The organism is Pectobacterium parvum, assembly GCF_020971565.1.
GTDB classification, from domain to species: Bacteria; Pseudomonadota; Gammaproteobacteria; order Enterobacterales; family Enterobacteriaceae; genus Pectobacterium; species Pectobacterium polare.
The window spans coordinates 4,386,892-4,408,913 of sequence record NZ_CP087392.1 but is presented as its reverse complement, the minus strand read 5'-3'; the positions used below and the strand labels follow the sequence as shown (position 1 = coordinate 4,408,913).

Genomic DNA, 22,022 nt, shown 5'->3' with positions numbered 1-22,022 from the left:
TATGTAGTTCATGTTTACAGGATAGGCACTATATATTGAAATTGCGTAGGGGTGTTTGCGCTTTTATCGCTGTAAAATTGATGTAGAGCAAAGAAATCCTCATGTCGCGGGGAATTTGAGCCTGAACAAAAAATAGTCAAAAAAGGCGATGAGAGTGGGAAGGCTTGCTACGCGCGGCTTGGCGGAAATTTGTTTGTTTTTTGACCGTGATGTGTGCTGGGAATGTCAATAATGTTGTTGTGGTGAAAGAAAGAACAGAAAAAAAAGCGCACCGGTTACTGTGCGCTTTTTGGGGATATTGCAGCGATATTTAGCGACGAACGGCGATCGCTTCGATCTCGATCTTCACGTCTTTTGGCAGGCGTGCGACTTCAACGCAAGAGCGAGCCGGGAACGGTGCGCTATGTTCGTTGAAGAAGGCTTCATACGCGGTGTTGACCAGAGCGAAATCGTGCAGGTCTTTCACGAATACGGTCATTTTCACGATATCGGAAACTTTCAGGCCAGCAGCTTCCACGATCGCCTGAACGTTTTCCAGTGACTGACGCGTCTGAGCGGTGATGTTATCTGCCACCAGACCGCTTTTCGGGTTCACGGGGATCTGGCCGGATGTGAAGATCATGCTGCCAAGGTCGACGCCCTGAACATAAGGGCCAATGGCGGCTGGGGCGTGCTCAGTGCTGATAATGCGTGACATGGTATCTCCTTGATGGGGGCGTAAAAGGAACGCGGACGCCGCCATTATTCAAAAAAGCCCCGCCACAGGCAATGTCCATTGCGGGGCAATGCAGAAAACTAGCGATCTTGCAGTACAGCCTGACGCTCAAATTCTTTCTCGCAGTACTTACACTTCAGGTGCACGTCGCCGTCGCGCTGCTTCACGCTGAATGACGATGAAACCGGCTCGCTGCGGCTGATGCAGTTGCTGTTCGGACAGGTGAGCACGCCAGTAATGTGGTCTGGTAGCGTCGGCACCAGCTTGCGTACGACGTCATAGTCATCAATCTGATTGACGGTAGCCTGCGGTGCGTAGATCGCCAGCTGATTCGCCTGCTGCTCGGTCAGGAAAATGTTCTCGATCTTGATCAGATCTTTGCGTCCAAGGTGGTTGGACGGCAAATTCAGGCCGATGGTGATGCGCTGGTCTGTCGCGGTCAGTTTAAATAGCGTCAACAGCTTAAAACCCACCTGTGCGGGAATGTGGTCGATCACCGTGCCACGTTTGATCGCTTCAACCTGTAATTTATTATCGTGTGTCATGATGGCTTCTTCCTCTTACAGAACCAGTTCGCGATTCAGGACCAGCGCCAGCAGCGCCTGACGAGCGTAAATACCGTTGCCCGCCTGTTGGAAATAATAGGCGTAAGGCGTGGCATCCACATCAATGGTGATCTCATCAACGCGCGGCAGCGGGTGCAGCACTTTCAGATTCGGGCGGGCGCTGTGCAGGTCGGCGGCGCGCAGGACAAACTGGGATTTGATGTTGATGTATTCGGACGGATCCAGACGCTCTTTCTGCACGCGCGTCATGTACAGAATATCAAGCTCGCCGACGACCTCATCAATGCTGTTGTGCAGGCTGTAAGCAATATTCTTCTCTTTCAGCATGCTCAGAATGTAGTCCGGCATCGCCAGCGCGTCCGGGGCGATGAAGTAGAAGCGGTTGCCTTCAAACTTCGCCAACGCCTGCGTGAGTGAATGCACGGTGCGGCCATATTTCAAATCACCGACCATCGCGATATTGATGTTGTTCAGTCGGCCCTGCGTTTCCTGAATTGTGAACAAATCGAGCAGCGTCTGCGTCGGGTGTTGGTTCGCACCGTCACCGGCGTTCAGAATCGGAATACCGCCGGAGAACTCGATCGCCAGGCGGGAAGCGCCTTCCTGCGGATGACGCATTACGATAGCATCCACGTATTGGCTGATGACGGAAATGGTGTCGGCCAGCGTTTCGCCCTTTTTCCCCAGCGATGTGTTGTTGCTGTCAGCGAAACCGACGACGGAGGCGCCGAGGCGATACATCGCGGTTTCAAAGGATAAACGTGTCCGGGTGGAGGCCTCGAAGAAGCAACTGGCAATCACTTTATGTTTCAACAACTCAGGCTGAGGCTTGGCTTTTAGGCTGGTAGCTACATTCAGCGCCAGTTCCAAATCTTCCCGGCTGAGGTCGTTGATCGAAATAATATGTTTTTGATAGAGCGGATTGACCATGTTGTCTTTCTCCTAACGAGTAAACAGGAAATATCGTATCTGGCTGCCCGGATTGTGGGCCAAAAAAAAGCCCCTCATTGAGGGGCTTTCTTCATTGAATCATTGAGCAACGGAAAGGAAAACGCTGGCTGGCTGCCGGATGGCAGTTGTGGTTGAGAACCAACATAAGCAGCGGATTTTTTGGTGTAACGGTACATAAACCCTCCCAGCAAACTGTCGGGAATTATACGCGCCGATTAGGCTATTTCAAGCAGAAAACGTGGTTTTTTACGCATCGCAATCGGTTGCGGGTCGCGTGCTGTATGCATAATGCTCGTGGGCGGGAGAAGGCCGATAGAGAAGAGTGGTGGGCAGTTCACTTTTTCGTATTAACACGCTGGCGGGCGTCACATTTGGAGAGTATAAGGATTGTAAAACAGGGTTTCATTTTTATATCAACGAGGGTTTTTATGATTACTGGCAACGTCCACCACCTTGAACTGGCTCCTTATCTGCCAGCCAAACTGCGCGAAGCGATTGAATACGTAAAGCAAAATATTACGGCAGACACGCCGCTGGGCAAGCATGATATCGAAGGCAACAGCGTGTTTGTGTTGATCTCCAACGACAGCACCGATCTGCTGGAAAAACGCCGTGCCGAGTATCACGCCAAATATCTGGACATTCAGATCGTGCTGTCCGGTGTGGAAGGGATGACGTTCAGTAACCTGCCTGCGGGCAAGCCGGATACCGATTGGCTGGCGGATAAAGACATTGCTTTCCTGCCTGCTGGCGAGCAGGAAAAACAGTTTGTGATGCAGGAAGGGGATTTTGTCGTCTTCTTCCCGGGGGAAGTGCACAAGCCGCTGTGTGCCGTTGGCGAACCTGCACACGTGCGCAAAGCCGTAGTGAAAATCGACGCGTCGCTGGTGGTGTAAGATTTCTGTGAACAATGACAGGCAACATCTATTCATTCAGCAATTCGTCATTGTTCTATGACGATAAAATGCCAGTCAGTTGCTTAACTGACTGGCATTATTCAGAAAATAATTTTCTTGCTAGAAAATCTAATGACCTTTCGATTATAGGTATATTATTAATTTAAATTATGTAGGATGTTTTCCTTGGCATTGGCCTGTCGCAGACTTTTTATTCTATTTTAGTTTTTATAAACAGGCGTATATCAGGTACGGCATATTTTATGTAGGGTAATTTTAATGTAGGGATACGCTGATGAAACAAATTACATTACCTGACAGATTAATCGCAATGTTTGAAAGCGATCCTCTCGTCGGCTGGGCAGTAAAAGACACAAACTCCCGTTTTGTTTATGTCAATAACACCTTTAAAACCTGGCAAACCATATCGACTCGTTATGATTATGAAGGCTTGAACATTAGGGATATCCCTGTTCCTGTCGCCGAATTTTCAGACATTTTTAATCAGCAGGAACGAGAGATAGAGCGTACCGGTAAGGCGGTGAGAGCCATTACAACGCATATTCAAGGCACGGAAAAAATAATGCAACCTGCCTACAATGTTCAGGAGCCAATCTATGATGAGCATCGCAACTGTGTAGGCACAGTTATCAGCGTCAGACATGTTAGGATCATCACACCGACCTCTTTGCTAAATGGAACAATAATTCAACACTCCACCTTCGAGCCCTCCTCTAAAATATTTACCGAGAAGGAATGGGAGATTATTTACCTGCTGGTCTGTGGGATGATGCTTAAAGATATAAGCAGTATCCTCTCAATCACCGTCGATGCCGTTAACAGCAGACTCCGAAGCTGCTACAGAAAAACAGGCTTGAATTCACAATCAGGCCTAAAGGAATACTGTAGAGATAACCGACTTGATAACTACATCCCGCAGTTCTTTCTGAAAAAAGGACATCTCATTATCAGAGGCTAACCTGATGGACCCAGATTTGACTCCTGTTGAGTATTATTTTGATAACTCTTTGTTTGGCTGGGCCATAAAGGACTGCAACTCCCAGTATGTTTATGGCAATAAGATTGTATGTCAGTATTTTGGCGTAACAGAAAGTAGCCTTTTAGGCTGTCTCGACACTGACTTAACGCCCGATATCAGCGAGCACTACGGCCATATACTGTATGACGACCAAAAAATATTGACCACAAATGAAATGAGTATTGTCCTCAAAACATTTGATTACGGAAGACGGAATAGACTCCGGTCTTTTCTGGTGGAGAAGCGTCCTTGGCGGCTCAATGATGGCAATGAAGGGATTGTTTGCACTTACATAGAAATCACCAATGTTTACTTTTCAACTTTTCTTATGCCATGCGAAAGGAAGCCCGTTGTGTTCACCCGACCGGCAAATATTTTTACAGACAAAGAGTGGGAGGTCGTTCTTTTGCTGCAGAGCGGGGTGAAGCAGAACCGTATCCCGGACATACTCGGCATCAGTTCTTCAGCGCTTCGTAACAGGATAACGCGTTGCTGTGATAAAACAGGTGTGACAAACAGCGCCACCCTGATCGAACACTGCAACCAAAAAGGATGGGATAACTACATTCCCCCTTTTTTTCTGATAAAAGGGCATGTGTCGATTACCTGAGGGACTGTGGTTCGAGCCTCTCATGTCAAAATGACGGGAAGAGGCGTTAAGCCGAACTAAAGATCCAGCTCTTTGCCTCATGCCTATTCGTTAAGGATCAGTTGGACGATCCAACTGTCCACCTCTGATCTGTTTTTAAAACACATCAAAGGCAGGCTAAATATTAATCCTGTACCAGCGTGGCGACCATCACCGCTTTGATGGTGTGCATGCGATTTTCCGCCTGATCGAACACGATGCTGTGTGCGGATTCAAAGACCTCATCCGTGACTTCCATTCCGCCGTGCAGACCGTACTGCTCCGCCATTTGTTGGCCTATCGTCGTCTGATCGTCGTGGAACGCGGGCAGACAATGCAGGAACTTCACCTGCGGATTACCCGTTGCAGCGATCATCGCCATGTTCACCTGATAGGGTTTCAACAGCGCAATACGCTCTTTCCAGGTCTCTTTCGGTTCCCCCATGGAAACCCAGACGTCGGTATAAACAAAATCTGCGTCCGCGACGCCCGTGGCGATATCTTCCGTCAGCGTGATGCTGCCACCGGTTTGCTCTGCGGCGGCCTGACATTCAGCCACCAGCCCGGCATCCGGCCAGCAGGCTTTTGGCGCAATAAGACGTAAATCCAGCCCGGTCAGTGCCGCTGCTTCCAGCATGGTGTTACCCATGTTATTGCGTGCATCACCGACATAGACGAGCGTCATTTCTGACAGCGATTTACCCGGCAAATGTTCCTGCATCGTCAGCAGATCCGCCAGCAGCTGAGTAGGGTGGAATTCGTTCGTCAGCCCGTTCCAGACCGGGACGCCCGCGTATTGCGCCAGCGTTTCGACAATTTGCTGACCATAGCCGCGATATTGAATGCCGTCGTACATTCTTCCCAGCACGCGTGCAGTATCCTTGATGGATTCTTTATGGCCGATTTGGCTGCCGCTTGGGCCGAGATAGGTCACTTGCGCGCCCTGATCGTATGCAGCAACTTCGAAAGAGCAGCGAGTACGAGTCGAATCTTTTTCGAAGATGAGTGCGATGTTTTTACCTTGCAGACGGCGGGCTTCTGTCCCGTTTTTTTTATCGGCTTTCAGCTTCGTTGACAGGGCTAAAAGATTGGCAATTTCTGCGGGTGTAAAATCCATTAACCTTAAAAAGTGACGCTTATAGAACGGTTGCATGATGTACCTCTCCATGTGGCTCAACACTATCCCCGTCATACTTCAAGCTGCATGTGCGTTGGCTTCTCTTACTCACCTCAGTCACTTACTTGAGTAAGCTCCTGAGGATTCGTGCGATTGCCGCGTTACGAGGCCCGTAAATGTGCCTCGCCCTAAAGGGCCAACGCTTTATGTTGTTCAAAACGTTAACATTTTGTCCTGCAACTCGAATTATCTAGGGCATATTTATTGGATTAAAAACTATCTATTGAATTAAAATTCACTTTATATGTGTAATTATTCAAATTCAAGTAGTGATATCAAACTTTGTGGTGGAGCAAGCCGCAGGGCTGTGGGACAATAAGTAATATTACGTCGTTTAATGAGGACTGAGGCATGGCAAACCGCGAATTACTGGAAGAGCAACGGGAAGAGACACGCCTGATCATTGAAGAACTGCTGGATGATGGCAGCGATCCTGAAGCGCTCTATACCATTGAACACCATTTCTCTGCTGAGAAGTTTGAAGTGTTGGAAAAAGTCGCTGTAGAAGCCTTCAAGCTGGGTTATGAAGTGACGGATGCAGAAGAACTGGAAGTGGAAGATGGCGTGTTGCTGATGTGCTGCGATGCCATCAGTGAAGTTGCGCTGAAGGCGGAACTGATCGACACGCAGGTAGAACAGCTGCTGGCGCTGGCAGAACGCCACGGCGTGAATTACGACGGTTGGGGTACCTACTTCGAAGATCCAGATGGTGAAGGTGAAGAAGACGGGGATGATGAAGATTTTTTTGACGAAGATGATGACGGCAAGCGGCACTAAGTCATTAATCTCGAAGAACACGCCTCACTGAATGCCGCAGGAACACCCCGCGGCGTTTTTTTACTCTGTATGACCCGCGCGGTGACTGCACCTTAAGCCTATTACAGTGCCTTCAACATCGTCACTTCACAGTCGGTGTGGCCCGTGTTGCCCATTGCGTGGGGAATCGACTCGAAGCCCAGCGACTCATACAGTCGGATCGCGCTGGTCAGGTGTCCGGTTGTTTCCAGATAGCAGCGGCGAAAGCCGTGCTGACGAGCAAAATCAAGCGCTTGTATCGCCAACTGACGTGCCAGCCCTTTGCCCCGCACGACGGGTAAGAAATACATTTTCTGTAATTCACACACATCTTCTTCGCCTGCGACCAGCGGGGCAATGCCGCCACCGCCAACCACACGGCCGTCATATTCAACCACCCAGTAGGCGCTTTTCGACTGGTTATACAGGGCAAATAGCGCATCCAAATTCGGATCGGAAACGGTATAGCCTTTATCGGCTGTCAAACCAAATTCAGCTGAAACCTGACGGATGACCTGAGCGATAGCGGCATCGTCCTGCGCGGTAATTGGGCGTACCTGAAGATTGGCGGAGGTCGCGGTTGTCATAATACGTACTCTTGTTCTTACGGTTTACGAGGGGGAATGTTCCTAGCCGATTGTAATACCATTTCAGACCACATTGATGCAACGTCTATACCCGTCATACTTCACGTTGTCGGGGGCGATTTCTCTATGAGTTTCTCTATTCCTTGTAATTCATAAATATATGAACTTGTTTAATTGCTGTTAACTTTTATTGTTGTCATTAACAGGACATGCTTAAATAAGCCGCTTTTTGTATGCCAATAACGTGTCGAATGAAGCGTTTATAAGGCTTATTTCTTTTAGGATGAAAGGTCTATGACTATCAATACTTCAAAAAATAGCGCGCAGCATCGCGTGCAGTTTCATGGTAAGGCTGGGGAATATTTTGCAATTTGGCTGGTGAATGCGTTATTAACGATAATCACCTTAGGTATTTATTCTGCCTGGGCGACAGTGCGCCGCCGCCGTTATTTTTACGGTAACACGGAAATTAACGGTGACCGTTTTGATTACCATGCGGACCCGATTCAGATTCTCAAAGGGCGTTTGCTGGTTATCGCTGGGATCATTCTGTTTTATATCATATTGAGTTTTTCACCCGTGCTTGGCACGGTTATCGCGCTGGCATTTGCGGCATTGATTCCGATTATCGTGATCCGCAACTGGCGTTATGACGCTATTATGTCCAGCTATCGTGGTATTCGCTTTAATTATCATTGCCAGACAGGTCGCGCGTATTGGGTGCTGCTGCTTTGTCCTATTCTGCTGCTGTTGGCTTTTTATGCTGTTTTAGCGGTTGCGATGATAATCGGTATGCAGAGCGATAGCCCGATTCTCATTACACTCATCGTGCTGGCGCTAGTGGTTCCTGGGTTTGCTGCGGTGAATGGCATCATGAAAATGATGCAGCTTGATTTCTATGTTAATAACCTGTTCTTCGGCAAAACGGCGTTTAAAGCGGAGTTGACGAAAGCGGCATTTATTAAATTCGCCCTGATTAGCCTGCTGATTTTTGTTCCTTTCTTGATCGCCGCGCTGTCATTCATGGGGTCGTTCTTTTTCACGCTGTATCAGATCATTATGATGGGCGCAGATTCTGAAACCATTGCCATGATGCTGCTGAGCAACGTCTTCAATCTGATCATGATGTTCGTTGTGGCGCTGCTGGGTGTGCTGGTTTCCAGCAGTTATCTGGTTGTCGCACAGCGTAATTATCTGTTTAACCAGACGTCGCTGAATGGGGGTGTGAAATTGCACTCTTCCATGCAAACAATGTCTTACATGGGGCTGCTGATAACCAATAGCCTGATCACTATTTTCTCTTTGGGTTGGGCTGCACCGGTGGCAGAGATTCGTCACGCACGCTATATCGCGAATGCGACAGCGGTTGAAGGCGATCTGGAACTGCTGCATGTTCAGGCTCATCAGGACACAGCAAACAGCGCACTGGCAGAAGAAGCCGTGCAGGCGCTCGATTTGGGTGTCGGTCTCTAAGGCAGGAATATGAATATTAAGGGGCATTATCAATACCCCGGATTGGCGGCCCGCGTGGCCGCTTCTCTTCATTTATCGGACAACGGTTCGATGATGGTGCTGAACACCGAGTCATCGAATACGACATTTGCGTTGGAGCAGGTCACGGTTTCCGATGCGCTGGGCTCGATTCCTCTAACGCTCACATTTCCTGACGGCGGTCGCTTTGTTCCTGCCGACGATCCTACTTTTCGCGCGTGGTATTCCGCACGACGTCGCCCGGGGCTTGTCCATCGTTTGGAACGCCATAAGCGTGGCGTCATTCTCACGCTACTCGCCACAATCTTACTCGTCATAAACTACGTTTACGTGGTACTGCCGTGGGCAAGTTCTGCGCTGGCGCTACGGATGCCTAGCGCTATCGAACAGCAACTGGGACAAAATACGCTAAAGCTGTTACGGCACAGTGATTTTAAGCCTTCTAAATTGCCTGTTGAGCGCCAGCAGGCGATGCAAGCGCTGTTTCAACAGGTCATGCCCGCTGATATGCGGGAAGACAAAACGCCACTGCGCCTGGAGATCATGTCCGCGCCTATCGGGCCGAATGCTTTTATGCTGGCAGATGGCACGCTGATTATCAGTGACGATCTGGTGAAGCTGGCGAAAAGTGACAACGAGCTGGCCGCAGTGATGCTGCATGAAATGGGACACCACGCCTATCGCCACCCAATGCGCATGGTGGTGCGTTCATCGTTGGTATCGCTGACCTTCATGTGGATGACGGGAGATGTCAGCGGAGTCGGGGATACCTTGTTGCAGTCTGCCGCTTTTATCAACGAGATGCAGTTTTCCCGCGATATGGAACGGGAAGCCGACGCATGGGCAATAGCAGAAATGCAGCAGCAAGGGCGTTCGCTTCAGTCGATGCAGGCAATGTACCGGGCCTTGATCGCTAACGACCGCAGTCAGGATGAAATTGATTCGCTGGATTTACCGGACTGGCTGAGTACGCACCCGGATATGGATGAGCGGCTGAGAGCCATTGAAAGCGAGATGAATAAGCACTAATCCTCAGTTCTCGATTCTCACCTCCGATCTAACCCTGCCTTGTGTTAATCGTGTGCGGTGTCACCGCACACGATCTCTTTCTGATTAGGTTTTTGAGCAAAAAAAATGCACTTTGCTGTTTTTATAAACGCGAATGTCGAGTGAAAAGCATGAGCTACGTAGCCGGACGATTAACAGGAATGCGTTAAATATCATCCTATTAAAAACTATCTGTAGAATCTCTCGCGATAAATAAAAAAATCAGAGAATAATCTCTTTTTATTATTAGTCCGCTTATGTTTATTGGGATTTTTCCTAATAGACATTAAAATCGCGGCTTCATGACTTCATGATTACCGACGAGTTATTTATGATTAATCGAATTCTATCAGGGGTGGTGGGCGCATTTCTGTTAATGCTGTCACCATTAACGCATGCACAGGCCAATTTCCCAGAGCCCAAAGAAGGCGACTGGATTGCGCCAGAATTTACCTTCAACAGCGGCGAAAAATTAAAAGATCTGCGTATTCACTACTACACGATCGGTGATAAAACCAAGCCCGCTATCTTATTGCTACATGGAACGAACCAGCCGATTAAATCACTGCTAGCCAATGGCTTTGGCGGAGAGCTGTTCGGGCCGGGTCAGGCGCTGGATAGCAGCAAATACTTTATTATCATGCCGGAGAGCATTGGTTCTGGAAAATCGTCCAAACCGTCAGACGGCTTACGGATGAAATTCCCGCAGTACGATTATAACGATATGGTGCAGGCACAATATCGCTTAATCAAAGAAGGGCTGGGCATTAACCACCTGCGTCTGGTGATGGGATATTCCATGGGCGGCATGCAAACCTGGCTCTGGGGTGAAAAATACCCAGACATGATGGATGCGCTGGTGCCAATGGCGTCGCTGCCAAATGAACTGTCTGGTCGTAACTGGATGATGCGCCGCATTTTGATTGAATCCATCAAGAACGATCCGGTGTGGAATAACGGTGATTACACACAGCAGCCGCCAACGCTGAAAACGGCCAACATTATGTTCAGCATTGCTACCACCGGCGGCACGCTGGCGTATCAGAGCAAAGCGCCGACGCGCGCGCAGGCGGACAAACTGGTAGAAGATCGCCTTGCGGCACCGTCAACCAGCGATGCGAATGACTTTATTTATATCTGGGGCTCGTCTGCAAATTATAACGCGGCACCGGAACTGAATAAAATTAAGGCGCCTGTTCTGGTGATTAACTCTGCGGATGATGAGCGTAATCCTATTGAAACAGGCATCTTGGATAATGAGCTTAAGAAAATTAAGCAGGCGACGTTGTTCCTTATTCCTGCCAGTAAAGATACCAGTGGGCATGGCACGATGATGTCGGCGAAGTTTTATAAAGATGAATTACAACGTTTCTTAGAAAAGAATCAGTCTCAGAAAAAGAATAAAAAATAAATCCTACTGACCGACAGAATACCTATTTTCTGTCGGTCATTATCTTTTTTATACGTTTCTTTATTTTTATTACGGTTTTATAACGAATTTATTTCAGTTCGTGGGAATTAACACGTCTGGAAAAATGAATAACGACTATTACGTAAATAACGGAACGGCTCTGCTCTGGAGCTGGCGCTCATCCTTTCTTATTTTTAGGCCACAGGGATAATTTATGTTTCGTAAGATAAAGATCCGTACTGCACTCAGCATGATGGTGTTTTCGTTAGCGGCGTTACTGCTTTTCGTCGGCGTGTTAGGGTTGGTTGCCGTTCAGTCGGGGAATAAATCATTTGCTCGTGTCGATATGGAAGTGCTGCCAGGGCTGGTTGCGCTGAATGACAGCTCCGAACTGCTGTTGCGTGGCCGGTTGGATTTGCGTCTGTACGAATCATTAATGGGGAAAGGGGACGTCGAGGCGGCTAAAGTCGCACTGGGACGTGCCAGAGGCAAGGTCGACGGTGCCAGTGAAAAGTGGCAGGAATACCTGAAATACCCGCAGTCCGAAGCGGAGAAAGTCATTTCTGCGGACATGGCTGAAAAGCGTAATACGCTGATGCAGGAGTTTATCGATCCGGCATTTGCAGCGCTTAACGCAGGGAATCTGGATGAATATCGTCAGCGTGCCGGGAAATCGACGGTGCTGTATGCCGCGTTTGATAAATCCTCTAAAGCGCTGGTTGCCTTCAAGCTGAAGAGCATTGATGAAGCCTACGCGGATTCGAATGGACGCGTCGAGCTGATGGAAACCATCCTGTACGGTGCGATTGCCTGTGCGTTGCTGCTGGCTGTGCTGGCCTGGTCTGTGGTGACCAACATGATCGTGAAACCGCTGAATCAGGCTATTTCCGTCTTTGACCGCATCGCCGAAGGCGATCTGCGGGCACAAATTGATAACAGCGGAAAAAATGAAATTGCACTGCTGTTTGCCGCGGTTCAACGCATGCGCGACGGGCTGGAAAATATGGTGCGTGTGGTGCGTAACGGTACTGATGCGATCAGCGTAGGTGTCGAGGAAATTGCCTCCGGCAACATCGATCTCTCCAGCCGTACCGAGCAGCAGGCGGCCTCGTTGGATGAAACCGCTTCAAGCATGGAACAGATCATGTCGACGGTGAAAAACAACGAAGACAACACGCGTAAAGCCAACGATCTGGCGCTGAAAGCCTCTAATTCCGCGTCTCGCGGCGGGAACGTTGTCTCTGAAGTGGTTGATACCATGCGTTCCATCAAGCAGAGTTCTGCCAAGATCTCCGACATTGTTGGTGTCATCGACGGCATCGCTTTCCAGACCAACCTGTTGGCGCTGAACGCGGCGGTGGAATCTGCGCGTGCGGGTCAATACGGTAAAGGCTTTGCGGTGGTAGCTTCCGAAGTGCGGATGCTGGCTGCGCGCAGTGCGACAGCCGCGAAAGAGATCGGCACCATGATCGACGATTCTCTCAGCCGTATTGAAAAGGGCGCGGGGCTGGTTGAGGTTGCGGGTAACACCATGGACGAAGTGCTGATGGATGTGAAAAAAGTGGTCGACATCATGGATGAGATCACGCTGGCTTCCAGCGAGCAGAGCCGCGGTATTTCGCAGATCAATATCGCCATCAATCAGATGGATGGTGTGACTCAGCAGAATGCGTCCTTGGTATCAGAAGTGGCGACCTCGGCGAATTCACTTCAGGAGCAGGTTATTAATCTGCAACAGTCCGTTTCCCGTTTCCAGATCGCAAGAGAAAACATGGAAATGGACAACGTGCTGCCCAGTTTGCGCCGGCTGCTGCCCGCTAATCGTTAACTGATCTTATCACCTGTTTTCGCTAGTGTTATGTGGGCAGCGAAGACAGGTGACTTCCCTTTGGTCGATGTGCTGATGGAACTGGAGTGGCCACGGCATCTGACGCTGGAAATGGATGTTCATCCTATCCTGTTTACGCAGTTGAAAGCCGTTCTCCATGTGTTTGAGATTTTCATCCAACTAAATCCCAAATAACGGTATCTGACCAACATCGGCCACGAACTGGATCGTTGACCATAAACGCAAGCGCTGCTACCTGAGAACGTTCATGCTGCCTATAGCGGGCTGGTGTTGGGATTGTAGGGGGAAATGATTGGTATGTCGGAAGATCTCTAAAAGCGAATGATTCGGTTTACTGGGATACTTTCACATCCACATCAATCTGCTTGTTTTTACCCAACCCAGAGCTATATTCTTTCACACTTATACCCGCTTCAACCCCTCCCAGCTCAGCCCAAAACGTGCCAGATATTTACGCAATCGATCGGCATCATTAGGCTTCTGTTTTTGCTTGCGTGAGACGGCGAAGAGGCGGCGGCCTGCTTCGGAGAGCGAGTTTGAGGTGCGACAGACGTCGAGCACGGTTTCAAGCTGGCGCTGTTCGAAGAGGTCGATGTTGGCGAGTTCGGGCGGCAGCTCGGATAGCGCGGTTGTCGGGGCATTGCTCTGCCAACTGGCCCGCAGGCGAGTGATTTCTTCCTCTGCTAGTGCCACGGTGATGCGCCCTTGTTCCGCCAGTGTCGCCATGCGGGCAATGGAGGAACCGAGTTCGCGGAAGTTTCCGCGCCATGCTGCCTGTGACGAGCTAGCAAAGGCGAGGTAGCGCTGTCGGGCGTCTTTATCGAAGCGGATCTGTGTTTGGTGATCTCGTGTGAAGCGCTGGAGTTCATACTCAATGTTCGGTTCGATATCTTCCCGACGTTCCGCCAGCCCCGGTAGAGGGAAAGTCCACATGTTGATACGGGCGTAGAGATCTTCACGAAATTTGCCCTGTGCGATCCATTCGTGCAGGTTGCGGTGTGTGCCAGCGATCAGCTGGAAATCGCTGCTGACTTCTTTATCTGAGCCAAAGGGCAAAAAGCGTTTTTCTTCGATGGCCTTGAGCAGCATGGCCTGTTCATCCAGCCCGAGTTCGGCGATCTCATCCAGAAACAGCATCCCGCCGTCCGCTTCACGTAGCAGTCCGGTTCTGGCCTGCAATGCACCAGTAAACGCGCCTTTGACGTGACCGAATAGTGTCGACATCGCATTGTCGCCGCGCAGCGTGGCACAGTTAACCGCAACAAACCGACCGCTAACCAGATGCCGCGACTGGCGTAGCTGGTAGATACGCTGTGCCAGAAAGGATTTCCCCGCACCGGTTGGGCCGGTTAAGAGCATCGGTGCGGTGGAACGCAGTGCGACGCGTTCAATCTGGTCGATCAGCGTATTGAACGTGGCATTACGCGTCTCGATGCCTGATTTCAGGAACGAGACCGAGTGCTCCTGCTCATGTTGGAAGCGGCTGGTGAGGGTAGCATAGCGGCTGAGATCCAGATCGATGACGGAGTAGATGCCCTGCGGTGCCGGTCGATCCGTTTTCTCTCCCGGTGCAGTTTGCAGCAGCTTGGCGGGCAGATAGCGAGCTTCGGTTAACAGGAACCAGCAAATCTGCACGACGTGGGTGCCGGTGGTGATGTGAACGAAATACTCTTCGTTCTCGGTATCGAACGGGTAGCGGCTCGCAAAGTCCAGAAAGGCGCTGTAGACCTCTTCCAGATTCCACGGGTCGCGCAGTTCAACGGCCTGAAGCGTGACCCGCGTGGCGGGTGACACCACGGCGATATCCTCCGCCACCTGTTGTGCCATTCCTTCGTTGCGTGACTGGTGCAGCAGTTCCAGACGGTCGACTGGAAAATCCGGCTGCTGGCACAGGCCAACGGTGGGCCGCCATTTCGTCCAGCGATTTTCCCGTTTACCCCGTTTGTCCAGCGTGGTGCCCAGCACACCAATGACGACGCGACGCTTCATGCGATACCTTTATATAAATTATTATCCTATAGGATAAATTTACCCGTTCTTTTATTTCGTTACTAGCGCAGGTGGTTAATTTTTTATTTGTTAATTATCAATTGATTATATTTTTATTTTGTTGTTTTCAGAAAGCTGGCACGTCTTTCGCTATATCTCAGGTGAACAATGACAAACAAAGAGAATGAAAAATGGAAGAAATGAAAACGCAGGCTTACGACATGATGTCACCAGTGAATAGCGCGCCGGTAAAAATGTGGACGCAGGGTGTGCCTGTGGAGCCGGAAGCCCGTGACCAACTGTTGAATACGGCCAAAATGCCGTTCATTTTTAAACATCTGGCGGTGATGCCAGATGTGCATCTGGGAAAAGGATCGACGATTGGTAGCGTGATCCCCACCCGTGGCGCGATTATCCCCGCCGCGGTTGGTGTGGATATCGGCTGTGGGATGATCGCGGTGCGTACGTCACTGGTTGCCAGCGACCTGCCGGATAACCTGCTGGGGCTGCGTAGCGCGATTGAACAAGCGGTGCCGCACGGACGTAGCGTAACGCGTTTCAAACGCGATGTCGGTTCCTGGCAGAACCCGCCGCAGACGGTGGATGCGCACTGGTCACTGCTGGAACCGCGTTTTAAACGTTTGACGGATAAATATCCGCAGTTGCTGAAAACCAACAACTATCAGCATCTGGGAACGCTAGGAACGGGTAACCACTTTATCGAAATCTGTCTGGATGAAGTGGATCGCGTGTGGGTGATGTTGCATAGCGGGTCGCGTGGTGTGGGGAACGCGATTGGCTCGCTGTTCATCAAGCTGGCGCAGGAAGATATGCAGCAGCACATTGCGAATCTGCCGGACCGTAATCTGGCGTACTTCGAGGAAGGAAGCCTGCACTTTGACGATTACATTGAAGCAGTTGACTGGGCGCAGGATTTTGCCCGTCATAACCGTGAAGTGATGATGTCGCATACGCTGGCGGCGCTGTCCCGTATTGTGACGAAGCCGTTTACCACCCAGCAGGAAGGCGTGAACTGCCACCATAACTACGTGCAGCGTGAAACGCACTTTGGTGAATCGGTGCTGATCACTCGTAAAGGGGCGGTGTCGGCGCAGAAAGGTCAGATGGGGATTATTCCGGGGTCGATGGGCGCGAAGAGCTTTATCGTGCGCGGATTGGGGAACGAAGAGAGCTTTTGCTCCTGTAGTCACGGCGCGGGGAGAACCATGAGCCGTACCGCCGCGAAAAAACGCTTCACGGTAGAAGATCAGATTCGCGCGACTGCACACGTCGAATGCAGAAAAGACAGCGACGTTATCGATGAAATCCCGATGGCGTACAAAGATATCGATAAGGTGATGGCGGCACAGTCATCGCTGGTGGAAATTGTGCACACGCTGCGTCAGGTGGTGTGTGTGAAAGGGTAAGATCATGATGGAACACGATTATCGCGTCGATGCTGCCATGCGGACGCGGATAAAATTAGTTCTACAGGATGTAGAAGAACGTTATCAGGTCAAAGTGCTCTATGCCTGTGAATCGGGCAGCCGTGGCTGGGGATTTGCGTCCCCAGATAGTGATTACGACGTACGCTTCCTCTATGTGCATCGGCCGGAGTGGTATCTGCGCGTTGAAGCACAGCGCGATGTGATAGAACTGCCCATCGACGATGAGCTGGACGTCTGCGGTTGGGAATGGCGTAAAGCGCTCTGCTTGCTAAAGCGGGCTAACCCGACACTGATCGAATGGCTGGATTCGCCCGTGGTCTATCAGGAGGATCTGAACGCTACGTCCGCACTGCGGGCAGCGGTGCCGACGTGGTTCTCACCGTCCAAGGCACGCTGGCACTATCTGTCGATGGCGCGTAAAAATTTTCGTGGTTATCTGCAAGACGAAACGGTACGTCTCAAAAAGTATTTTTACGTCCTGCGTCCGCTGCTGGCGGTACGCTGGATAGAGGCAGGCAAGGGTATGCCGCCCATGCGTTTTTCACAGTTGCTTGCAGGAACGGTAGACGACCCATATCTGCTGGCTGAAATCCATCAGTTGCTGGAGATCAAACAGCGTTCGGGTGAGGCGGAATATGGCCCGCGCCGAGAGGCGATCCACGCGTTCATCACGCAAATGCTGAATGATGCTGATAACCCTGTTGTGCTACCAGACAGTCAGTCTGTTGACGATACGATGCTGGATGCACTGCTGTATCGGACGGTGATGGCGTAAGCATTGATATGGAAGCGAAAAAAGAGAAGGCAAGGAATATGGCATCGTACAATTTGCTCCTGCAACAGTTGGAAAAGCTGGTGGCCTCACCAGATAACTATTATCGGCCCGCGCAGGCTGATGCACTGGGTTCGGCGTCACACCTGATAACACTCACGCGTCACTATAACGGGCATATTCGGCAGCGTGCGGTGCTGTGTCTGGGCTTCATGGACGAGCTCTCTGCATTGCCAGCGCTGATTGAGCGGGTGAATGATTGGGCTGAACCGGTACGTCGTGCGGCTAAACAGAGCGTGCGGCTGCTGTTAACGCCGAATAACACCGCGTCTTTTGTCGCCAATTTGCCTGCCATTTTCTGGCTATTGCAGTGCCAGCGAGAAGATCATCAGCCGCTGGTGGAGGAGATCGTCAGCTTTCTGGCCGAGGAAGCGCATGCGCCGTCGCTATTCGCGGGGTTGTGTTCGGAAGACAAAACCGTCGCCCGATTATCACTGGATATTCTGGCTGAGCGTGAGCGATTCCCGTTGAAGCAGATCTTTGGTCAGGCGATGTTGCATCGCGATCCGTTAGTCAGAGCGATCGCGGCGCGGTATCTGCTCAGTGCGGACAAGGATGTCGGTCACGACGTGTTGACCATTCTGTTGAAAGACACGTTCGCCCCCATCAAGCAGGTTGCGTTGCAGTACGTTATAGACAATGCGTTCCCCGTGCCTGAACCTCAACTGATTGCCTTACTGTTTGATAAGAACGCATTGGTGCGTCAACGTGCCTCAGCGCTGCTGCGCGAACGAAACGACGATCCGGTTGCGCATTATCTTGCGGCACTGGATCGGGCGAGTACCGTTACAGTGCGCAAAATCACGCTCTGGGGGCTGGATGAACATCGCTATGAAGGCATTGTGGCATTGGCGGAACGCTATCTGGACGAGCGCTATCCCAGCCTTTACTACAGTGCGTTGCGCATTCTCATTCTGCGTACGGGTGACGACGCGCGTGAGCGGCTGTTGGCCTCTCTGCGTCACCCCTCGCTGGCTATTGCGAAGGTGGCGCGGAAGCTGCTTTACCAGCAGAACATTTATCTGTCGCTGCCTGAGCTTCAATGTTGTCTGGACAGCGCGTCTTCCAGAGAACACGCTGAGGTGTACTACTTTCTAGCACACAAGCTGAATAAATGGGATTGGCTGGTGTTCCTGCTGGATAACACTAAGTCAGAAAATACCGCACTAACGCAGGCTAGCGTGGCGAGCTGGGTACAGCGGTTCAACCGTTCGGGCATGTTGCCGAATACGCGACAGCAGGTACGTTTGCGGATGCTGCTTGATGAAAATCCGCATGTCATCTCGCGCGACAGCCCCTATATCGCCCTGTTTTTGTATAGTTGATTTGTCGCTTTTTACCCCTGTCCCAAAAAATATGCTCACGGTGGTATGCCATCTGCGACAGGTTTGGCGGGTAGGTGTCTGGCACGTGGATTTGTTTGCCTTCGTACTGGGCGAAATTGACGTCGCTGATGGCGCTTTTCAGCTTTTTGATGCGTGGGGAAAGCAGCATTTCCAGCGAATCGTTGAAGCTGATGAGTCCCATATCAAAGGCTTTGTCGTGCAGGTTGGACAGGCAGAGACCATTGCTGGGATTGAGGCGATGTTCTGCTGCCGTTTTCCACGGTTGAATATGGCTGGCGACCAGTAGCGCGGGTTCTTCCAATCCGGTGCATACCGGCGGGCCGATGCAGGTGAGCATCGCGTTTGCGGAAGCTAACGCGAAGGGCTATCCGTATACCGTGGACGGCACGATTCGTCAGGAGGTGTTTAGCCGTCGTGGTGGGATGTACTTTGGCATCAAACACCTGTTGGGCTATCCGGCGAATTATCCGCAGTCGATATACCGATTCGCGGATTTTAACGCAGGATGGTATGCCAGCCGAAATGCGGCGTTCCAGCGTGCCGTTAGCCGTCTGACGGGGATCAAGCTGGCGCTGGACGGTGATTTAATCAACTACGGTTCGGACAAAGCCAGCGCTACGGAACTGGCGGTTCGCGCATTGGGGAAACGGTTGGACATGAGTGACAGCGCCATTCGTCGTGCGCTGGAGAAAGGCAATAGCCTCGATTTTGAAGACACCAGCCTGTATGAGCGCGTCTTTGCGATGGCGGATAAGTCGGGTACGAAGGCGCCGCGCGCCATCCTGCCGAGCATCACGCTGGAAAGCCCGAAAATCACCCGTAAACTCACTACGGCGTGGTTTGCCAATCGGGTCGACGAGCGTCGCCAGCGGTGTTTGGCAAGGGCTAAATAGGCAGCGCCCTCCACCGAGGGCGCTGCTGTCATTCGCGGCGATTAGTGCGTCAAACCGGCCACTGGCTGAGTTTAATGCCGCGTTCTTGCGCGTTCTCGCGGAAATCTTCCAGCATCGTGCGGACATCGGGGTCGATGTAGTCGGCATTGTCGTGTTCGACAATCACGACGCTGTTGGCGGGGATCTTGTTGAGCAGGCCTTGCAGACGCGGGTTGTGTATAAATGTCAGGTTCTGCTGAAAGCTCAGGACAAAGTGGTCGCCGTAGCGCGTGAGCTGCATCGCGTTGCGGTGGCTTTTGTAAATGCTGAAGGCCAACTGGGTCACGATGCCAATCCCGATGCCTGCCAGCATCCCAAACACGATGATCCCGATAACGGTCGCAGCGAAAGGCACGAACTGTTGCAAACCCTGTCGCCACAGCAGCAGGAACTGTTGCGGAGAAGCCAGCTTATAGCCGGTGTACAGCAACACGGCGGCCAGACTGGCAAGCGGGATGACGTTGAGCAAATCGGTCATAAACAGGCCGCAGAGCAGTAGCAGCACGCCGTGCAGCAGGATGGAGAATTTGGTACGCGCGCCGGCGTTGACGTTGACGGAGCTGCGCACGATCACCGCAGTGATTGGCAGTCCGCCCAGAAAACCGCTGAGCATGTTCCCGATACCTTGCGCACGCATCTCTTTATCCGGCGAAGGCGCGGGGTGCTGCGGACGAATTTTCTTCAGCGCTTCCTGACTTAACAACGTTTCCAGGCTAGCCACCAGCGCTAAGGTCACCGCGACGACATAAACCGCTGGGTTCTTCCACGCCTGCCAGTCAGGGCGGGTCATCTCTCCCCTCAGCTGTTCCAGACTGCCAAATTCTGGCAGGACAATACGTGGCAGGTTATCGACCATCTCGGTAGACAGGCGCTCGCCGTAGACGGTAAAGAGTCCGCCAAAGAGCACGGCGACCAGCGGGCCGGGAAGCCAGCTAAATGCGCCGATTTTCTGCACGGGCTTGGTGGTCCAGAGCCAAAGAATCGCCAGCCCGACCAGACAGACGGTCAGCGCGCTGGCGGAGAATCCAGGTTCGGAGGCGTCGAAGAACGATTTCAGGTCGTCCTCACCGTCCGAGCCGAAGGCAAGCGGGATTTGCTGAATAATCAGCAGGATGCCGATAGCAGACAGCATGCCTTTAATCACGGTGCCGGGGATAAGCGTAATGAAACGCCCAGCGCGCAGCAGGCCCATAATGCATGGCAGTACGCCTGCGAGCATGATCGCCAATAGCAAGGCTGAAAACGATCCCAAGCTGGCGATAGAGCCGGAGACGATAGTAACCAGACCGGCGGCAGGGCCGCTGACGGCGTAGCGAGATGGACTGAACAGGGTGACGACGATACCGCCGACGACGCCGGTCAACAGACCGACAAAAGGAGGAAGACCACTGGCCTGCGCGATACCGAGGCTCAGTGGCAGGGCAACAAGGAAGACGACGAGCCCTGCGGGGATATCATGTCGGAGTGTGCTCAGATTCATGGGGATGCCTCCTGTTTCTGGGCGTGACGGTGGATGAGTTCTTTCAGATGACCGCTATGCAGGTCGTAGACACAGCCGAAAACATCAAGCTCGACGCCATTGCGCCAGGCTTTTTGCACCGGTTCACAGGCGATCAGGTGGGCGAACTGTGCCAGCACGTTGGCTTCCACCAGTTGATTCTGGCGCGTGCTTTCATCGGCATCGCTATCTTGCGAGGCGGCAATATGCGGAGAAAGCGCCTGACGAAGATCCGTGATGCGGCGGGAAAGGGCGGAATCCTCCTGAGCGAGCCCCATGTCGGGTAGGTTCACCGCCGCCTGAACACCGCCACAGCCATAGTGGCCGCAGAGCACGATGCGTGAAACATGCAGGTATTCGAGGGCATATTGCAGCACGCTCATGAAGTTATCGTCGTCTGCCACCACCATATTCGCGATGTTGCGGTGAACAAAAAGCTCGCCGGGCGCAGAACCCGTCAGCACTTCAGCAGGAACACGACTGTCTGAACAGCCGATCCAGAGTGAGTGGGGCGTCTGGCCCTGCGTGTGCTTTCTGAAATAGTGGGGATGACGTTGGCGACGCAACGTAGCCCAACTGCGGTTTTTGGCTAATAGGGGTTTTAATGTCGTCAAATTAAACTCTCTCTTTAGAAAACACAGGGATATTTCCCGCCCAGTTGGGAAGGAAAACGGAATCATTAATTATTAGCCTTCACTTAATTAAGTTAGGCATAATTAAATTTAGTTCTGGTGTTTTCTGAATTTTGACGCTTATTGAGAATTTTCTTATATTTTTGATTTGTTGGTGATATAAACAAATGATTATTTAATTTCTTTTAAAACA

General features: G+C 51.4%; 22 protein-coding genes and 2 pseudogenes. 13 read left to right on the top strand and 11 right to left on the bottom strand.

The annotated features are described in order from the left end of the window. Positions 1–310: 310 nt before the first annotated feature. From ridA to LOZ86_RS21375, 4 genes are all read right to left on the bottom strand, one after another. Positions 311–697, bottom strand: a complete 387-nt coding sequence (gene ridA, locus LOZ86_RS19850) for a 2-iminobutanoate/2-iminopropanoate deaminase (RefSeq protein WP_039354809.1) — start codon at positions 695–697, stop codon at positions 311–313. A gap of 98 nt (positions 698–795) precedes the next feature. Next, on the bottom strand, positions 796–1,260 hold the full coding sequence (gene pyrI / locus LOZ86_RS19845; RefSeq protein WP_039482089.1) for an aspartate carbamoyltransferase regulatory subunit: 465 nt from the start codon (positions 1,258–1,260) through the stop codon (positions 796–798). Between the two features lie 15 nt (positions 1,261–1,275). Further along, positions 1,276–2,211, bottom strand: coding sequence for an aspartate carbamoyltransferase (pyrB, locus tag LOZ86_RS19840; protein WP_039482087.1), 936 nt, complete (start codon positions 2,209–2,211; stop codon positions 1,276–1,278). Between the two features lie 74 nt (positions 2,212–2,285). Next, positions 2,286–2,408, bottom strand: a complete 123-nt coding sequence (locus tag LOZ86_RS21375; RefSeq protein WP_258210297.1) for a hypothetical protein — start codon at positions 2,406–2,408, stop codon at positions 2,286–2,288. 252 nt (positions 2,409–2,660) lie between these two features. On the opposite strand from LOZ86_RS21375, the gene LOZ86_RS19835 reads away from it, so the two are divergent. From LOZ86_RS19835 to LOZ86_RS19825, 3 genes are all read left to right on the top strand, one after another. Beyond that, complete coding sequence (locus LOZ86_RS19835) at positions 2,661–3,128, top strand: NanQ anomerase/TabA/YiaL family protein (RefSeq protein WP_230242664.1); 468 nt, start codon at positions 2,661–2,663, stop codon at positions 3,126–3,128. 295 nt (positions 3,129–3,423) lie between these two features. Then, on the top strand, positions 3,424–4,107 hold the full coding sequence (locus LOZ86_RS19830; protein WP_230242662.1) for a helix-turn-helix transcriptional regulator: 684 nt from the start codon (positions 3,424–3,426) through the stop codon (positions 4,105–4,107). A 4-nt stretch (positions 4,108–4,111) separates the two neighbouring features. Continuing rightward, the gene (locus LOZ86_RS19825) at positions 4,112–4,777 is read left to right on the top strand and encodes a PAS domain-containing protein (RefSeq protein WP_230242660.1); all 666 of its coding nucleotides are present in this window, start codon (positions 4,112–4,114) and stop codon (positions 4,775–4,777) included. A gap of 163 nt (positions 4,778–4,940) precedes the next feature. Here the strand turns inward: LOZ86_RS19825 and argF are convergent, their stop codons facing one another. Both argF and argL read right to left on the bottom strand, forming a co-directional pair. After that, entirely contained in the window at positions 4,941–5,948 is a 1,008-nt protein-coding gene (gene argF, locus LOZ86_RS19820; protein ID WP_230242658.1) for an ornithine carbamoyltransferase, read from the bottom strand. 233 nt (positions 5,949–6,181) lie between these two features. Further along, a complete protein-coding gene (gene argL, locus LOZ86_RS21600; RefSeq protein WP_373425776.1) occupies positions 6,182–6,232 on the bottom strand; it encodes a putative translational regulatory protein ArgL in 51 nt (16 codons plus the stop codon). Positions 6,233–6,323: 91 nt separating this feature from the next. Here argL and rraB point away from each other — a divergent pair, with 91 nt between their 5' ends. Beyond that, a complete protein-coding gene (gene rraB, locus LOZ86_RS19815) occupies positions 6,324–6,749 on the top strand; it encodes a ribonuclease E inhibitor RraB (protein WP_039482075.1) in 426 nt (141 codons plus the stop codon). 101 nt (positions 6,750–6,850) lie between these two features. Here rraB and LOZ86_RS19810 read toward each other — a convergent pair whose 3' ends face one another. Next, positions 6,851–7,354 carry a GNAT family N-acetyltransferase gene (locus LOZ86_RS19810; protein ID WP_039482073.1) on the bottom strand — a complete coding sequence of 168 codons (504 nt, stop codon included), beginning with the start codon at positions 7,352–7,354 and terminating at the stop codon, positions 6,851–6,853. A gap of 294 nt (positions 7,355–7,648) precedes the next feature. On the opposite strand from LOZ86_RS19810, the gene LOZ86_RS19805 reads away from it, so the two are divergent. The 5 genes from LOZ86_RS19805 to LOZ86_RS21370 all read left to right on the top strand — a co-directional run bounded on the left by LOZ86_RS19805 (position 7,649) and on the right by LOZ86_RS21370 (position 13,326). Further along, positions 7,649–8,827: a YjgN family protein gene (locus tag LOZ86_RS19805; RefSeq protein ID WP_039482069.1), complete on the top strand. Its 1,179-nt coding sequence runs from the start codon at positions 7,649–7,651 to the stop codon at positions 8,825–8,827. A gap of 9 nt (positions 8,828–8,836) precedes the next feature. After that, on the top strand, positions 8,837–9,874 hold the full coding sequence (locus LOZ86_RS19800) for a M48 family metallopeptidase (RefSeq protein WP_039482066.1): 1,038 nt from the start codon (positions 8,837–8,839) through the stop codon (positions 9,872–9,874). Between the two features lie 349 nt (positions 9,875–10,223). Next, positions 10,224–11,303 carry an alpha/beta fold hydrolase gene (locus tag LOZ86_RS19795; protein WP_039482479.1) on the top strand — a complete coding sequence of 360 codons (1,080 nt, stop codon included), beginning with the start codon at positions 10,224–10,226 and terminating at the stop codon, positions 11,301–11,303. 214 nt (positions 11,304–11,517) lie between these two features. After that, positions 11,518–13,131 (top strand): methyl-accepting chemotaxis protein, encoded by a 1,614-nt coding sequence (locus LOZ86_RS19790; protein WP_039482063.1) that lies wholly within the window; start codon positions 11,518–11,520, stop codon positions 13,129–13,131. Positions 13,132–13,191: 60 nt separating this feature from the next. Continuing rightward, positions 13,192–13,326 carry a hypothetical protein gene (locus tag LOZ86_RS21370; RefSeq protein WP_258210425.1) on the top strand — a complete coding sequence of 45 codons (135 nt, stop codon included), beginning with the start codon at positions 13,192–13,194 and terminating at the stop codon, positions 13,324–13,326. A gap of 228 nt (positions 13,327–13,554) precedes the next feature. Here LOZ86_RS21370 and rtcR read toward each other — a convergent pair whose 3' ends face one another. Continuing rightward, positions 13,555–15,141: an RNA repair transcriptional activator RtcR gene (rtcR, locus tag LOZ86_RS19785; RefSeq protein ID WP_039482060.1), complete on the bottom strand. Its 1,587-nt coding sequence runs from the start codon at positions 15,139–15,141 to the stop codon at positions 13,555–13,557. 191 nt (positions 15,142–15,332) lie between these two features. Here rtcR and LOZ86_RS19780 point away from each other — a divergent pair, with 191 nt between their 5' ends. The 3 genes from LOZ86_RS19780 to LOZ86_RS19770 are packed head-to-tail and all read left to right on the top strand — an operon-like array spanning position 15,333 to position 18,746. Next, the gene (locus LOZ86_RS19780) at positions 15,333–16,568 is read left to right on the top strand and encodes an RtcB family protein (RefSeq protein ID WP_106389044.1); all 1,236 of its coding nucleotides are present in this window, start codon (positions 15,333–15,335) and stop codon (positions 16,566–16,568) included. A gap of 4 nt (positions 16,569–16,572) precedes the next feature. Then, entirely contained in the window at positions 16,573–17,364 is a 792-nt protein-coding gene (locus tag LOZ86_RS19775; protein ID WP_039482057.1) for a nucleotidyltransferase domain-containing protein, read from the top strand. Between the two features lie 38 nt (positions 17,365–17,402). Continuing rightward, positions 17,403–18,746, top strand: coding sequence for a HEAT repeat domain-containing protein (locus LOZ86_RS19770; protein ID WP_039482054.1), 1,344 nt, complete (start codon positions 17,403–17,405; stop codon positions 18,744–18,746). A 25-nt stretch (positions 18,747–18,771) separates the two neighbouring features. Here LOZ86_RS19770 and LOZ86_RS19765 read toward each other — a convergent pair. Then, positions 18,772–19,074: pseudogene (locus tag LOZ86_RS19765) on the bottom strand (HNH endonuclease); the annotation flags it as partial. Between LOZ86_RS19765 and LOZ86_RS19760 the strand changes: the two are divergent. Further along, positions 19,058–19,660, top strand: a pseudogene (locus tag LOZ86_RS19760) (DUF1615 family protein); the annotation flags it as partial. The pseudogenes LOZ86_RS19765 and LOZ86_RS19760 overlap by 17 nt on opposite strands. 49 nt (positions 19,661–19,709) lie before the next feature. On the opposite strand, the gene LOZ86_RS19755 reads toward LOZ86_RS19760, so the two are convergent. Together LOZ86_RS19755 and LOZ86_RS19750 are read right to left on the bottom strand one after the other, a co-directional pair. After that, positions 19,710–21,179: a SulP family inorganic anion transporter gene (locus LOZ86_RS19755; protein WP_230242656.1), complete on the bottom strand. Its 1,470-nt coding sequence runs from the start codon at positions 21,177–21,179 to the stop codon at positions 19,710–19,712. After that, positions 21,176–21,844, bottom strand: a complete 669-nt coding sequence (locus LOZ86_RS19750; RefSeq protein WP_072012355.1) for a carbonic anhydrase — start codon at positions 21,842–21,844, stop codon at positions 21,176–21,178. The genes LOZ86_RS19755 and LOZ86_RS19750 overlap by 4 nt, the downstream gene beginning before the upstream one ends. Positions 21,845–22,022 lie beyond the last annotated feature (178 nt).

Excerpts from the sequence above, each read along its gene's own strand:
- LOZ86_RS19830 (WP_230242662.1), top strand. The coding sequence starts at position 3,424 with ATGAAACAAATTACATTACCTGACAGATTAATCGCAATGTTTGAAAGC.
- rraB (WP_039482075.1), top strand. The coding sequence starts at position 6,324 with ATGGCAAACCGCGAATTACTGGAAGAGCAACGGGAAGAGACACGCCTG.
- rtcR (WP_039482060.1), bottom strand. The coding sequence starts at position 15,141 with ATGAAGCGTCGCGTCGTCATTGGTGTGCTGGGCACCACGCTGGACAAA.
- LOZ86_RS19795 (WP_039482479.1), top strand. The coding sequence starts at position 10,224 with ATGATTAATCGAATTCTATCAGGGGTGGTGGGCGCATTTCTGTTAATG.
- ridA (WP_039354809.1), bottom strand. The coding sequence starts at position 697 with ATGTCACGCATTATCAGCACTGAGCACGCCCCAGCCGCCATTGGCCCT.
- LOZ86_RS19790 (WP_039482063.1), top strand. The coding sequence starts at position 11,518 with ATGTTTCGTAAGATAAAGATCCGTACTGCACTCAGCATGATGGTGTTT.
- LOZ86_RS21375 (WP_258210297.1), bottom strand. The coding sequence starts at position 2,408 with ATGTACCGTTACACCAAAAAATCCGCTGCTTATGTTGGTTCTCAACCA.
- LOZ86_RS19800 (WP_039482066.1), top strand. The coding sequence starts at position 8,837 with ATGAATATTAAGGGGCATTATCAATACCCCGGATTGGCGGCCCGCGTG.
- LOZ86_RS19825 (WP_230242660.1), top strand. The coding sequence starts at position 4,112 with ATGGACCCAGATTTGACTCCTGTTGAGTATTATTTTGATAACTCTTTG.
- LOZ86_RS19755 (WP_230242656.1), bottom strand. The coding sequence starts at position 21,179 with ATGAATCTGAGCACACTCCGACATGATATCCCCGCAGGGCTCGTCGTC.
- LOZ86_RS19780 (WP_106389044.1), top strand. The coding sequence starts at position 15,333 with ATGGAAGAAATGAAAACGCAGGCTTACGACATGATGTCACCAGTGAAT.
- LOZ86_RS19835 (WP_230242664.1), top strand. The coding sequence starts at position 2,661 with ATGATTACTGGCAACGTCCACCACCTTGAACTGGCTCCTTATCTGCCA.
- pyrB (WP_039482087.1), bottom strand. The coding sequence starts at position 2,211 with ATGGTCAATCCGCTCTATCAAAAACATATTATTTCGATCAACGACCTC.
- pyrI (WP_039482089.1), bottom strand. The coding sequence starts at position 1,260 with ATGACACACGATAATAAATTACAGGTTGAAGCGATCAAACGTGGCACG.
- argF (WP_230242658.1), bottom strand. The coding sequence starts at position 5,948 with ATGCAACCGTTCTATAAGCGTCACTTTTTAAGGTTAATGGATTTTACA.
- LOZ86_RS19775 (WP_039482057.1), top strand. The coding sequence starts at position 16,573 with ATGATGGAACACGATTATCGCGTCGATGCTGCCATGCGGACGCGGATA.
- LOZ86_RS19770 (WP_039482054.1), top strand. The coding sequence starts at position 17,403 with ATGGCATCGTACAATTTGCTCCTGCAACAGTTGGAAAAGCTGGTGGCC.
- LOZ86_RS19810 (WP_039482073.1), bottom strand. The coding sequence starts at position 7,354 with ATGACAACCGCGACCTCCGCCAATCTTCAGGTACGCCCAATTACCGCG.
- LOZ86_RS19805 (WP_039482069.1), top strand. The coding sequence starts at position 7,649 with ATGACTATCAATACTTCAAAAAATAGCGCGCAGCATCGCGTGCAGTTT.